This is a genomic window from Collinsella aerofaciens (assembly GCF_040920445.1).
GTDB lineage: Bacteria > Actinomycetota > Coriobacteriia > Coriobacteriales > Coriobacteriaceae > Collinsella > Collinsella aerofaciens_BH.
The window spans coordinates 1-14,327 of the sequence record NZ_JBCOTQ010000054.1 but is presented as its reverse complement, the minus strand read 5'-3'; the positions used below and the strand labels follow the sequence as shown (position 1 = coordinate 14,327).

Here is a 14,327-nt window from a genome sequence, read left to right as displayed (position 1 = left end):
GATGTGAGAGGTACCAATCTTGCTCACGATGGCAAGGTTGGGATTGGCGGACTGGGACAGGCGCTCAATCTCGTGGAAATGGTTCATGCCCATCTCGAGCACCAGGACCTCGGTATCGGCCGGAGCGGAAAGCACCGTGAGCGGCATGCCGATCAGGTTATTGAAATTGCCCTTGGTGGCCCAGACACGATAGCGCTTGGCGAGCACGGCGGCGAGCACGTCCTTGGTCGTCGTCTTGCCGATGGAACCGGTAATGCCAACGACCAGGCAGCCAAGCTCCAGGCGATACGTGTGCGCCAAACGCAGCAGAAACTCCTCGGGATCATCGGTCAGCAGGATGGCGCACCCCTTGTCCTGCGCCAGCGAGACCAGCTCGGCCTCGGGCTCACGCGTCATCACGACGGCGCCGGCACCCGACTGGACGGCACGGGAAGCAAAATCATTGCCGTCGACGTTTTCACCGGGAAAGGCGACGAAAATCGTCCCTTCCTCGACCTGGCGCGAGTCGATAACGCACCCGCGGCATACCCGATCGGCTTCTCCCGTCACGGTTCGGGCCCCTGTTGCGGCCGCGAGGTTGTTGACGGCGATCTCTATCATTGCAGCTCCCCTGTAAACCTAATAATGCTATCGGCGTATTGTATCCCAGCGCCGCACATGCGTGGTGCAGGGCATGTGAACACCCTCATATGGGACAACAAACCACGCCCCAAAGATTGTAACCCCCTACTTCGTGTGCGGGATACCCAGCACGTCGAGCGCGTTGGCCATAATGGACTGGAACGGCACCGCAGCGGCATCTGAGCCGCTCGGCGTTCCGTCGAGCGTGATATAGCACAGCACCTTGGGCGATTGTGCCGGTGCAAAGCCCATAAAGGACGACATGTAGTTCTCCTTGAGGTAGCCGCCGTTCTCGTCGGCACGTTCGGCCGTACCGGTCTTACCCGCCACGTCATAGCCGTCAACCGCGCCGCCAACGCCCGTTCCCTCGGACACGACCGTCTGCATGCACGATGTCACCTGGGATGCGGCATCCTCAGAAATCGCGCGCTCGCCTTCGCCCCAGTCCTTCTCGTCGCCTTTGCTGGACTTATAGAAGTGCGGTGTCATCATCACGCCGCCGTTGGCGATGCCGCCCACGGCACGTGCGATCTCAATCGGCGAGACGGACAGTGCCTGTCCAAAGCTCATCGAGCCCAGCGTGGCGCCGTCATACTGGTCACGCTCCTTGACGATACCCAGGCTCTCTCCCGGAAAATCGACACCCGAGCTGTGACCGATGCCCCACTTGTCCACATAGGCGGCAAAGTCGTCGGCACCGATCTTGCGCCCCACTAGGACAAAGCCCACGTTGGACGAACGGCGCATCATCTCGCGCACATCCATGGTCATGGCATAGTCGCGCTTGTCGGCATCGGTGACGGTATCGTCGCCCACCTTGATGCTCGCCGGCACCTCAAACGACGTACTCGATCGCACGACGCCCAAGTCGAAGCCGGCGCCCGCCACGAGCGTCTTAAAGACCGAGCCGGGCTCGTAGGCGTCGGTGACCAGGCGCAGATTCATATCCTCGGTCTTGGCATTCTCCAGATCGGTCTGGTCGTAGGTCGGGTACGAGCAGGCTGCCAAAATCTCGCCTGTCGTAGGATCGGTGACCAGCGCCGAGCCGTTCTTGGCCTTAGTCTTCTCAACTGCCTCTGCCAGGGCATCCTCGGCCGCACGCTGGATATTGACGTCGAGCGTCGTCACGATATCAACGCCGTCGACCGCGGCCACCTTTTTATAGGCACCGCCCGCGATATAGCTGCCGTCCCTCGCGCGCTCGCGTACGAGAGAACCGTTCGTGCCGGTCAGAAGCTTGTTGTATTGCTTTTCGAGACCCGTCAAGCCGTCGTTGTCCACATTCACTACACCCAGCACCTGCGATGCCAGATTGCCGTATGGATATACGCGCTTCATGGCCTGCTCAAAAAGCACGCCGGGCAGGTTCTTCTTCTCCAGCACCGCAGCATCGTCTTCGTCCACCTGGCGCTTGATATACACCCAGGTGCCATCGGACTCGACGAGCTTGCGGCAGGTCTTTTTATCGATTCCAGTTGCCTTGACCAGCGCCGACACCGTCTTGTCAACATCCTCGACAAGCTGCGGGTTCACGGCGATGTTGCGACATTCGACCGACGACGCCAGCACGTTACCGTTGCGGTCGTAGATGGTGCCGCGTTTGGCATAGAGGGTCTGCGCAAGCAGGCGGCGCGCATCGGCACGCTCGCGCAGTTTATCGGCTTCGACAATTTGATAGTCGGCAAGGCGAAAGACGCCCAAGCCCAAGCCAAGCCCAATGAATCCCATGACGGCTTTGCGGCGAGGCAGAGGCGCGCCTGTGAGCCATTCGGTCGACGAACTCTTGCGCGACCTGGTGTTATGCACTTGAGGGCCGCCCGAGCCGCGAAGTCGCGACGCCGGGTCGTTGCCACGGGACTGCCCGGCGTTGTAAGATTGCCGACCCGTTCCTTGATAACCAGAACGTCCCCGCGACGAGGGACGTCCAGAACCGCGGCCCCCATCGGAACCGCGGCGATAGTCATTTGTCATACTCAGCTACCGTCTTGCTACTGAGCAGCCGCGGTCGCGTTGGCGCCCGCGGCTGCATCCTGCGAAAAGTCAAGTGTAACGCTCTCGCTGGGCTCCACCATGCCATAAGCGCCCGCAAGGTCGCGAATGCGCGTGTCGGCGCCATAGACCGAATGCATGACCTCCAGGTCGGAGCTCTCATCGGTCGCCTTTTCGAGCGTGTTGGTAAGCTCGGCGTTGCTGTTGAGCACCTGGGCCGTAACGCCGGCGAGCGCCACGCGGGCGACGCCGATCGTCATGAAGATAGCCGCAATGATGCAAAACGTTTTAAGAACGCTCATGAAAACCGGGCTTACCGCCTGGTTTGCCTGACGGCCCGCGCCCGTGTAGACATCAAAGCGCGGCGTGCGCTGCTCACGGGGAGCAACGGGGGCCTGCGGCGTCTCACGATAGGCGGGCATGGCGTTCATATCATAGGCGAGTGCTGCGCTTGAAGTGTTGTAGCCCATGATATGCCGCCTCCCATCCCGAGTACGTTGGTAGTGTGTTTAAGCTTCGTTTATGGTGCGAGCGGGAGGTCCAATATCGCGCGGTCGCGCCTACAGACGCTGCGCCACGCGGATTTTGGCTGATCTCGCCCGAGGGTTGCGCTCAACCGCATCAGGCTGGGCAACCAAGGGTTTGCGGGTGATGACCTTGAGTATCGGCACGTTGCCGCACACGCACACCGGAATCTCCGGCGGACACGTGCACCCCTGGCTCATCTCCTTAAAGTGGTTCTTTACGATACGGTCCTCGAGCGAGTGATACGAGATGACGCAGATACGTCCGCCCGGGTTGAGCCACCTGGTGGCGGCATCAAGCCCTCGTTCGAGCACATCGAGCTCGTGATTGACCTCGATGCGAATGGCCTGGAAACTTTTCTTGGCCGGGTGTCCGCCATGCCGACGAGCGGCAGCCGGGATACCCGCCTTGATGATCTCGACAAATTGACCGGTGGTTTCGATCGGTTCTTGCTCGCGGCGGCGCACGATCTCGCGCGCGATCTGCGAGGCGAACTTCTCTTCGCCGTAGACGCGTAGAATCCGGGCGAGGTCGTGTTCGTTATAGGTGTTGATGACCTCAGCTGCGTTTAAGGTGTTATTACCCGGATCCATCCGCATGTCCAATGGGGCGTCCTCGTTATACGAAAAGCCCCTGCCAGGGATATCGAGTTGCGGTGACGAAACGCCCAAATCGAACAGGAAGCCATCGACCCCGGGCACCTCGGCCGAGCAAAGCAGCTCGTCCAAGTCGCCGAAGTTGCCCTTCAGCAGCTGGTGCGGAACGCCGGGAACCTCGCGGTCCAGACGGGCGCCAGCGGCCTCGAGGGCCATGTCGTCCTGATCGACGCCGAGCAAAAGGCCCGTCTCCCCCACCTGCGCGGCCATCTTTACCGAATGGCCGGCACCGCCAAGGGTGCAATCGCAGACAACGGAGCCGCTCTTTAGCCGCAGCGACTCAAGCACTTCGCCGAGCATGACAGGTTCATGCCGATATTCTTGTGTCAAGATCCCACGCTCCATCCGTTACCCGTGCCTTGCCCTTACGAGAAGAAGAGGTCCAGCAGGGCCTCATCGTCATCGTCCTCATCGGCCGCGGCGCGATCCCAAACCTCAAGGTGGTCGTAGTTGCCCACAACCGTGACCTCGCGGTCGAGGTTCGCCTGCTTGCGGAGAGACTCGGAAAGACCGATACGACCGGCGCTGTCCACGTCCATCGACGTGGTGCGCTTGTTGATCGCCCTCATGAGCTTCTGGTCATTAATGTCACGCGGGTTAAAACCCTCGTGGCCCTCACGACCCGCGAAGAGTCCTTCGACCCACTTATCGAAGGCCTCGGCAGAGAACACGTACAGAGCATCGACATCCAGGGCTTTGAACACGCGAACGTGCTCTCCAAGCTCCTCGCGAAGGGGTGCAGGCAGGGACAGACGACCTTTTGCATCGAGATTGCGCTCGTATGCACCAGTCATTCCCATGTGCGCCCTCCCCTCGGTTACTCAGATGGCACGTACGCGGGGAACCACCCCGCCTGTCGACGTCATTAATAATATGGGGAACCGCCCCATTTTTCAACACCTTTCCCCACCCCTTCCCCCACCCCGCCCCACCACTCCACCCACCATATATCGCAAAACACCCCCAAGCATATGTTCGAAAACACAATATGTTGTGTTTACAGCAACGGCGGGATGCCACCTGTGGCACCCCGCCGTTCAACCTCAACCTTCAAGTTGACCTTGAGGCGATTTTTGCGTCCCTTTACATGCCGTTCACATCGCCCCCAAACTCCCCCACCCAAGGCACGTGCGGCCCACCACCGCGACGCCAAGTGGCGAAAAATGGGACGGGCCCCAGATTGCCCATGCGCGCGCAAAAGCACGCCGCGGCAATCTGGAGCCCGTCCCCAAATACCTATAAATATGCAGGTCAGCGATGTGTTAACGATGTGCCAGCGGGTGCGCCGCCAAATAGACCTCGGTCAGTTGCGTACGATCGACATGCGTGTAGACCTGCGTGGTCGATATATCGGCATGTCCCAAGATCTCCTGTAGCACACGGAGGTCTGCGCCGCCCGCAAGCATATGGGTGGCAAAGGAGTGACGCAGCGTATGGGGATGGAGCCCCACCAGTCCCACCTGGCGCCCGTAGCGCTCACAGATGGCATGGATGCCCTGGCGCGACAGACGGCGGCCGTTCTTATTTAAAAAGACCGCCGAGGTCTCGGTTCCGCGGGCATGGGCCGCCAAGCGAGAACGCCCCTCAGTTACATAAAGCGTCAGAGCTCGCGCCGCGCTTCCCACCAGCGGGGACAGGCGTTCCTTTGAGCCCTTACCGCGAACGAGCACAAAGCCATCGTCGATATGGATATCGCCCACATCGAGTCCCACCAACTCGCTCACACGCAAACCGCATCCGTAGAGCACTTCCAAGATGGCGTGGTCGCGCAAGCCCATCTCGCCCTCGGGGAAGTCTTGATCGAGCAGCGCCGAGACATCCTCCACCGATAGATACTCCGGCAAACGCTCAGCCTTTTTAGGCAGGCGCAACGCCGCCGTTGGATTTTGGGCCACAGCCCCATCGCGCACCAAAAAGGCATGCAGGCCCTTCACGGCCGCAAGCGCACGCTCCACCGAGGCATCCGAATAGCCCCCATCGCGACGGGCGGCGACAAAGCCCTCCACGACCTGACGGGTCACCTCTTCAAAAGACACAATACCCGCCCGCTCCAGATAGGCGCAGTACGTCGTCAGGTCACGACGATAGGCCGCAATCGTGTTGCGCGCCAAACCCCGCTCGACCGCGAGGTAATCGAGATACTCCCCCGCCGCCACGGCGAGCGACGAGGGAGTAGCTTCGGTATGTTCCTTATTCGCCGGCACCCTCAGTCCGTAGCGAGGTTCATGGGCGTCACCTGCAGACGGTCGACACCCTCGTGCTGGCCGATCGAAGCGCGCACGAACTCGCGGAACAGCGGCTGCGGGTTGGTCGGGCGGCTCTTGAACTCGGGATGAGCCTGGGTTGCCACATACCACGGATGCACGTCGCGCGGCAGCTCGACCATCTCGACCAGGCGCTCGTCGGGCGACAGACCCGAGATAACCAAGCCGGCGTCCTCGAGCTGGTCACGGAAGGCGTTGTTGAACTCAAAGCGATGACGGTGACGCTCGTAGACGAGCTCCTCGCCATATGCCTCGCGAGCAAGGGTATCGGCGGCGAGCTTGCACGGATAGGCGCCCAGGCGCATGGTGCCGCCCTTCTCGGTCACGTCCTCCTGCGAGCTCATCAGATCGATGACGCTAAACGGGCCGTCCGGATCGAACTCGGAGGAGCTGGCGCCGGCAAGGCCGACGACGTTGCGGGCGAACTCGCACACGGCCACCTGCATACCCAGGCAAATGCCCAGATACGGAATCTTGTGCTCACGGGCAAACTCGGCCGCGAGGATCTTGCCCTCCAGGGCGCGCTTGCCAAAGCCGCCGGGGACCAGGATGCCCGAGGCGTCGCCCAGAACCTCGGAGACATTCTGCTCGTCGAGGCTCTCGCCGTCGACCAGCTGGACGTCCACATGGCGATCGTAGAAGACGCCCGCATGGTGCAGGGCCTCGATAACCGACAGGTACGCATCGGGCAGCTGCGTGTACTTGCCCACGACGGCGATCTTCACCTTGTCGGCGTGATGGTTGGCGTGATTCTGTTTGCGCAGGAACTCGTTCCACTCGCTCATGTCGCGCTCACGCGGGTCCAGACCCAGGCGCTCGCAAATGCGCAGGTCAAAGTCCTGCTCGGCAAGCAGCTGCGGAACATCGTAAATGCTCGCGCAGTCCTCGTTGGTAAAGACACAATCGGTGTCGACGTCGCAGAAGCTTGCGATCTTTCCGCGGATAGCGTCATCGATATGGTGGTCGGAGCGCAGCACGATGATATCGGGCTGGATGCCAAAGCTGCGGAGCTCCTTGACGGAATGCTGCGTGGGCTTGGTCTTGACCTCGTGGGCGGCGGCGATATAGGGAACGAGCGACACGTGGATGTAGCAGACGTTCTCGGGGCCGGCCTCCTTGCGGTACTGACGGATGGCCTCGACAAACGGTTGGGACTCGATGTCGCCGATCGTGCCGCCCAGCTCGGTGATGACTACATCGGAGCCGGTCTGCTCCTCGATGCGGCGGAACTTGTCCTTAATAGCATTGGTGACGTGAGGAATCACCTGCACGGTACCGCCCAAAAAGTCGCCGCGACGCTCGCGGGCGATCAAGCTCTTATAGATGGCGCCGGTCGTAAAGTTGGAATCGCGGGTCAGGTTCTCATCAATAAAGCGCTCGTAATGACCCAGGTCCAGGTCGGACTCGTAACCATCCTCGGTAACGAAGACCTCACCATGCTGGAAGGGGCTCATGGTACCGGGGTCGACGTTCAGATACGGGTCGGCCTTCTGCATCGTTACTTTGTAGCCACGCGACTTGAGCAGACGGCCCAGCGAGGCCGCGGTGATACCCTTGCCCAGAGACGAAACCACACCACCGGTTACGAACACATGCTTGGTCATATTGAGTTACCTGCGCTTCCCGTAGAAGTTGTTTATCCACATCTTACGGGTCTTCATTGTAATACTCGCGCCGCGGACCGTTCGCAATTTTTCTCGCGTGAGATTGCATTTCTCAATCTTGAAACAAAACGCCGCCCGGTTTCCCAAGCGGCGTCGCTATGGCAAGGGTTACATGCTGCTATCGATCAGCAACCTCGTCCTCAAGCATTTCTTGAACGAGCATGCCGGTACGGACGCCCTCAAGATACCACTCGCCACGTTCGGTGAGGCAAATGCCATTTGCAAGCTGACCGCCGTCGTCGCTATAACGCGAGACGACATCAATCATGCCTTCGGAATCCAAGCGATCGATTGCGGCGCGGGCACGATACGGCGAAACCCCCACGCGCTCGGCAAGCGTTTTGCGCGAGAAACCATACGGCCCGCCATTGTCTTCGGTTTGCTGGTCGATCTCCATCAACACCAGCACCTCGACACGCTTCATATCGTTGACACTCGCACGACCCTTGCCCGCCATAGCAGCCTCCTCAAACCGAGCACGAGCATCTAACGCGCCGTGCGCGACCGACACACCTCACGATGGCAGGTAATATCCATCATGCGGCATCCCGCTAAGGATGAAACAGTTACGGTTATTGTATACCGCTCAAATTGTTTCTAGGCAGGTAAACAGCTATTTTTCACCGAAATAGGCGCTTTATTGATCAAAAAGCCGTACCGGGCGCTAACCCGATACGGCCAAAATGCAATGCAATTACCGCGGTGCTTCAAACTTAGCGATGGAAGAAACCGCGGCGCTCAAACTTGGGCTCGCAGCACACGTTGATACCCAGTTTGCGCAGTACCGTCTCGTCCGTCGGCGAGATAATCACGCTAAAGAAGGCATCGCAACCGCGCAGCTGCTCCAGGCCCGAAAGGACGCGAGCGGCCGTCTCACTCGTGGCCGAGGTGATCGACAGCGCCATAAGCGTCTCGTCGGTGTGGAGGCGCGGGTTTTTGCTGCCCAGGAAATGCGTCTTGAGCTTGCTGATGGGCTCGATCGCTTCATCGCTAATGACCTCGAGCTCAAGGTCGACGCCCGAGACATGCTTAAGTGCATTCATGATGAGCGAGCTCGCGGCGCCCAGGCGCGTGGAAGTCTTGCCGGTCACCACGGAGCCATCGGGCATGACCATGGCACCCACGGGACCACCCGTCAGCTGCTCCCTGGTGAGGGCCGCCGAGCGCGCCGGTGAGTAGTTCTTATCGATGCCGGCTTTCTTCATAATAATCTTGAGACGGTCGACTTGCTCATCGCCCACGCCGGTACGGCGCACATTTTCGACCGCGGTAAAGTAGCGGCGGACGATCTCCATCTTGGAAGCGTCGCGGCAGGCATCGTCATCGGTGATGGCAAAGCCGACCATATTGACGCCCATGTCCGTAGGGCTCTGGTAGGGGCTCTTGCCCAGGATCTTTTCCATCAGGGCACGGACTACCGGGAAGGCCTCGACGTCGCGGTTGTAGTTGACCGTGGTCTTGTTGTAGGCCTCAAGGTGGAACGAATCGATGATATTGGCGTCGTCGAGGTCAGCCGTGGCGGCCTCGTAGGCAATATTGACCGGATGCGTCAGAGGAAGATTCCAGACCGGGAAGGTCTCGAACTTGGCATAGCCGGCGGCCGTGCCATGCTTGTGCTCGTGATAGAGCTGAGACAGGCAGGTGGCAAGCTTGCCCGAGCCAGGACCGGGGGCAGTGACCACGACGAGCGGTCGGGTGGTCTCGACAAACTCGTTCTTGCCGTAGCCATCGTCGGACACGATCAGATCGACATCGTGCGGATACCCCTCGATGGGATAGTGCAGCTTGGCGGGAATACCGAGCGCGTTCAGGCGGTTGCGGAACACATCGGCAGCGGGCTGGCCGGCGTACTGGGTGATGACCACAGCCGCGACAGCAAAGCCGTTGCCGCGAAACAGGTCAACCAGGCGCAGCACATCCTCGTCATAGGTAATGCCGAGGTCACCACGAGCCTTGTTTTTCTCGATGTGGTTCGCGTTGATCGCGATGATAACCTCGACATCGTCGGCGATGCTCTTGAGCATGCGGAACTTGCTGTCCGGTTCAAAACCCGGCAGCACGCGGCTCGCATGATAGTCATCAAACAGCTTACCGCCAAACTCCAAATAGAGCTTGCCACCAAACTGCGAGATGCGCTCCTTAATGTGAGCAGCCTGCAGCTCGATATACTTCGCGTTGTCGAAACCCTGGCGCATATATGGCTCCCGTCCCGTTTCCATTTAATGTTCTAGGCGATTATAACGGAGCTCGCCCTCCCCGATACCCAGACCATCAACAGGCACCAACCAAACACGCCCACCGCAACCACCGGGGACCCAGGGTAGATCATTTGGGACGGGAAACAAGGTACTCAGCACCAACAATGAAAACGTCACAGGCAGAGCCAAAGCCAGCGAACGGGCACCAGAGCGAGCAAGCTACCCCCCTGCACCAACAATGGCAGCGCCGCAGGTGGAGCAAAAGTCAGCGAAAGCCCGCCAGAGTAGGCAAAGCGCCCTCTGCACCAACAATGGAAAGCGCCGCAGGCAGGGGACGGACAGCGAGCGCCGTCCAGAACGTACAAGTTGGCATGAAAAAGGCAAGGCATAGACCTTTTGGTCATGCCTTGCCTTTTGAATGACAAATTGTCGTTCTGGACGGCGCGCAGCGTCGACTGGTTGCGCGGTTCGTAGAACCGCGCAACATAAGTGCGCCCCCTCCCGCGCACGGAACGGGAGGGGGCTAAAGGTAGGAGTCTACCGGTGGGTTTACCCCACCGGACAGACGATGACCAGGTGATCCTCTACAGGATCGTCAAGGTTTCCGTGGGGTACCCATTGGGTACTTAGAGCAGCACGCAGGCGACGGTCAGGATGACGGCGCAGACGACGGAGAGAGCGACGATGAGCTTAAGGGCAAACTTGAGCCAGGTCGTCCACTCGATCTTGGCCAGGGCGAGACCGCCCATGATGGCGCCGGAGGTCGGGGTGAACAGGTTCACGACACCGATGGCGGCGGAGAAGATCATGACCATGACCTCGGGCGAGAAGCCGAGCTTAACAGCCAGTGGTCCCATGATAGGCATGGAGACGGTAGCCATACCAGAGGTCGAGGGGATCAGGAAGGACAGGCCGAAGTAGACCAGGAAGCTCATGGGAGCGAAGATCACGCCGGACAGGCCAGCCAGAGCATTGGCGGCAGCGTCGAGGACGTAGACGTCGAGGCCGGTGTTAGCCATGAGGACGGAGATACCACGGGCGAGGGCGATGACGAGAACAACGGACATCATGTCGGCAGCGCCGGTGATGAAGGTGTTAACGATCTGCTTCTCGGACAGACCACCGATGATACCGATCAGGACGGCCATGAGGAAGAACCAGGTGGAAGCCTCGTCGAAGTACCACTGGCCAATGGGCAGGCCGGTGATCAGGGCAGACCAGCCCTGGACGACGGCGTTACCGTCGGCGTCGTAGACAGCGCCAGCGTCGAAGAAGTTGGCGACGCCCTCGTTGAGGTCGGCCAGCGGAATGAAGCCGACGATCATGACGACGAAGGTGAAGGCAAAGGCGATCAGAACACCCTTCTGACGACCGGTGAGCTTGACCTCATTGTGAACCTCGGAAGCAGCCTTGCCGTGAGCCTCTTCGGCGTCCTTGAGCTCCTGCATCGACAGGATGGTGGAACCCTTGTCAGCCTTGACCTTCTTGGCATAGCTCATGACGAAGAAGATGGACATGGCAGTGGTAACAATCCACAGGACGGCACCGAGGCCGATGATGATGGACTGGTTGACCTCAATGCCAACGCCGGTCAAAGCGTCGACGGCAGCGCCGACGGCGAATGGGTTAACCGTGGAGCCCAGGCAGCCGCAGCCAGCGCCGAGCAGGACGGTAGCGGCGCCGACCATCGGGTCGAAGCCAGCGGCCATCATGGTAGCGGCAAGCAGGGCGTAGAAGGGAACGGTCTCCTCGCACATACCATAGGTGGTACCACCGAGGGAGAAGATGAGCATCAGCACGGGAATGAGCATGATCTCGTTGCCCTTAAGCTTCTGCACCAGAACGGCAATGCCGTTGTCCAGGGCGCCGGTCTCGGTCATCATGCCGAGGAAGCCGCCCAGGATCATAACGAAGAGGCAGACGGGCAGAGCGTCAGCGAAGCCCTTAATCGGGGCGGTGCAGAAATCGCTCAGACGGGCGGCAGTAACCGCGCCGCCGGACGTGCCGGAGACGATAACGGTAATCACTGCGACAATTGCCAGCAGAGCAAGAAGAATGGTGAACGATGAAGGCATACCGCGCTTTTTCTTAGCGGTCTCAGTCATAGTTCTCATCCCCCCTTCATAAATCATTTAACTTTCTCGTGCGAAGCGGATCTTCCGTACCGTGCCCACCGCCCGATGCGAGATATTTACCAGACACAGCCGCTCGGGGTGTTCAACAATACACCCCGAGCGAGATGCTAGATGCTCTTACTTGAGCGTGGCGTACATGACAGCCTTGATGGTGTGCATGCGGTTCTCGGCCTCGTCGAAGACCTTGGAAGCGGGGCTCTCGAAGACCTCGTCGGTGACCTCCTGCTCGGTGATGCCGAACTGCTCGCACTTCTCGGCGCCAATGGTGGTGTTGGTGTCGTGGAAGCTGGGCAGGCAGTGCAGGAAGATAGCACCCGGGTTGGCCATAGCCATGACCTCGGAGGTAACACGATACGGGGTGAGCTGAGCGATGCGCTCGGCCCAGACCTCGTCGGGCTCGCCCATGGAGACCCACACGTCGGTGTAGATAACGTCGGCACCGGTGACGCCGTCCTTGACGTCGGTGGTCAGCTTGATGGTGCAGCCGTTAGCCTCGGCGATGGGCTTGCAGGCCTCGATGACGTCGTCAGCGGGCATGCACTCCTCGGGGCCGCAGGCCACGAAGTTCATGCCGAGCTTGGAGCAGACGACCATGAGGGAGCGAGCGACATTGTTCTTGCAGTCGCCCATGAAGACGAGGGTCTTGCCCTTGATGTCGTAGTTGAAGTTCTCCTGGACGGTCAGGATGTCGGCGAGCATCTGGGTGGGGTGCCACTCGGTGGTCAGGCCGTTCCACACGGGCACGCCGGACTTAGCAGCGAGCTCCTCGACGTCGTCCTGGGCAAAGCCACGGAACTCGATGCCGTCATACATGCGGCCGAGAACGCGGGCGGTGTCCTCGATGGACTCCTTCTTGCCCATCTGCGACGAACCCGGATCGAGGTAGGTCACGCCCATACCCAGATCCATGCCGCCGACCTCGAAGGCGCAGCGGGTACGAGTAGAGGTCTTCTGGAAGAGCAGAACGATATTCTTGCCCTCGAGATAGCGGTGCGGAACGCCAGCGCGCTTCATATCCTTGAAGTTCTTGGAGAGCTTGAGCAGGTACTCGATCTCCTCGGTGGTGAGGTCGAGAAGCTTGAGGAAGCTACGGCCGGAAAGGTTAACACCCATGGTTTGATTCCTTTCGAAGAAATGAATTACGTAAGTATTAGTGGCGCCCGTTTAACGGGCGAAGCCGGTGCGGTTGTAGGGGGACCGCACCGGAAACGGAAAGACTTAGAGGTCCTCGCGCCAGAAGGGCATGCTCATGCAGCGCGGGCCGCCGCGGCCGCGGGAGAGCTCGGCGGAGGGCACGACGAGAAGGTCCAGGCCCTCCTTGTACAGCACGTCGTTGGTGACGGTGTTGCGGGCGTAGACGCAGATCTTGCCGGGCTCGACGCACAGGGTGTTGGAGCCGTCGTTCCACTGCTCGCGGGAGGCCGCGATCGGGTCGCCGCCGCCGCAGGGGATCAGCTTGACCTGGTCGACGCCGGTGGCGTCCTCCAGGACGTGCTCGAGGGTGTCCTCGATCAGGCGGATGTTCACGTCGCCCGGGTTCTTGCCGGCGGTCAGCTCGTAGACGCGCAGGGTGCCCATGATGGCGGGGTGGATCGTGAACTTATCGACGTCGATCTGGGTGAAGACCGTGTCGAGGTGCATGAAGGCGCGCGAGACCGGGATATCGAAGGCCAGGATGCGCTCGACCTTGGAGTCGGAGTTCCAGAAGATGTTCTGGGCCATGACGTCGATCGCGGCGGCCTGGGTGCGCTGGGAGATGCCGACGGCGAGGGTCTTCTCGTTGATGTTCAGCACGTCGCCGCCCTCGGTGTGGAACTGGCAGTCGCGGCGGAAGTACAGCGAGACGTCCTTGTAGTCGGGGTGGTACTTGAAGACGTACTTGCCGTACAGGGTCTCGCGGTTGCGGGTGACCGAGTACATGCGGTTGAGGTTGACGCCCTCGCCGATGACCGCGAACGGGTCGCGGGTGAAGTAGAGGTTGGGCATCGGGTCGATGATCAGGTCGGACTCGGACTCGGAGTTGACCAGGGAGTCGAGGGTCGTGGACGCCGTGAGGGGCATGTCGATCTCGGACTTGGTCATGCCGGCCATGGTCTTCTTGACGAACTCGAGGTTGTCCTCGATGGAGTCCAGCTTCTCGCGGACGATCTGCGGCATGTGCTGGCCGCGGATGCCGGCCTCGGCGATGTACTGGTCGGTGAACTCGGCGCGGGCGCCGGGGACCTGGTCGAACACCTCGGCGACGAGGTTCTCGAGATAGAGGACCTCCACGCCC

12 protein-coding genes are annotated in these 14,327 nt (G+C 60.4%); all 12 read right to left on the bottom strand.

Annotated elements, in window-relative coordinates; translation table 11 throughout:
• The coding region (locus AB5405_RS08295; protein WP_368138158.1) for a Mur ligase family protein at positions 1-600 on the bottom strand (600 nt) is incomplete at its 3' end.
• A gap of 126 nt (positions 601-726) precedes the next feature.
• Positions 727-2,349 carry a peptidoglycan D,D-transpeptidase FtsI family protein gene (locus tag AB5405_RS08290; RefSeq protein WP_349116804.1) on the bottom strand — a complete coding sequence of 541 codons (1,623 nt, stop codon included), beginning with the start codon at positions 2,347-2,349 and terminating at the stop codon, positions 727-729.
• Positions 2,350-2,609: 260 nt separating this feature from the next.
• Entirely contained in the window at positions 2,610-3,080 is a 471-nt protein-coding gene (locus tag AB5405_RS08285; protein WP_368138157.1) for a hypothetical protein, read from the bottom strand.
• A gap of 90 nt (positions 3,081-3,170) precedes the next feature.
• Entirely contained in the window at positions 3,171-4,136 is a 966-nt protein-coding gene (gene rsmH / locus AB5405_RS08280; protein WP_368138156.1) for a 16S rRNA (cytosine(1402)-N(4))-methyltransferase RsmH, read from the bottom strand.
• A gap of 20 nt (positions 4,137-4,156) precedes the next feature.
• The gene (locus tag AB5405_RS08275) at positions 4,157-4,591 is read right to left on the bottom strand and encodes a division/cell wall cluster transcriptional repressor MraZ (RefSeq protein WP_006234269.1); all 435 of its coding nucleotides are present in this window, start codon (positions 4,589-4,591) and stop codon (positions 4,157-4,159) included.
• 462 nt (positions 4,592-5,053) lie between these two features.
• Positions 5,054-5,995 (bottom strand): site-specific tyrosine recombinase XerD, encoded by a 942-nt coding sequence (xerD, locus tag AB5405_RS08270; protein ID WP_368138155.1) that lies wholly within the window; start codon positions 5,993-5,995, stop codon positions 5,054-5,056.
• Positions 5,996-5,997: 2 nt separating this feature from the next.
• Entirely contained in the window at positions 5,998-7,659 is a 1,662-nt protein-coding gene (gene pyrG, locus AB5405_RS08265) for a CTP synthase (RefSeq protein WP_055286060.1), read from the bottom strand.
• 178 nt (positions 7,660-7,837) lie between these two features.
• Complete coding sequence (locus AB5405_RS08260; protein ID WP_040358312.1) at positions 7,838-8,176, bottom strand: helix-turn-helix domain-containing protein; 339 nt, start codon at positions 8,174-8,176, stop codon at positions 7,838-7,840.
• Between the two features lie 256 nt (positions 8,177-8,432).
• The gene (locus AB5405_RS08255) at positions 8,433-9,914 is read right to left on the bottom strand and encodes a DUF1846 domain-containing protein (RefSeq protein ID WP_006234276.1); all 1,482 of its coding nucleotides are present in this window, start codon (positions 9,912-9,914) and stop codon (positions 8,433-8,435) included.
• A 629-nt stretch (positions 9,915-10,543) separates the two neighbouring features.
• On the bottom strand, positions 10,544-12,031 hold the full coding sequence (locus AB5405_RS08250; RefSeq protein WP_438265711.1) for a YfcC family protein: 1,488 nt from the start codon (positions 12,029-12,031) through the stop codon (positions 10,544-10,546).
• 138 nt (positions 12,032-12,169) lie between these two features.
• Complete coding sequence (gene argF, locus AB5405_RS08245) at positions 12,170-13,165, bottom strand: ornithine carbamoyltransferase (RefSeq protein WP_006234279.1); 996 nt, start codon at positions 13,163-13,165, stop codon at positions 12,170-12,172.
• A gap of 105 nt (positions 13,166-13,270) precedes the next feature.
• A partial coding sequence (locus tag AB5405_RS08240) for an arginine deiminase (protein ID WP_368138153.1) occupies positions 13,271-14,327 on the bottom strand: 1,057 nt, incomplete at its 5' end.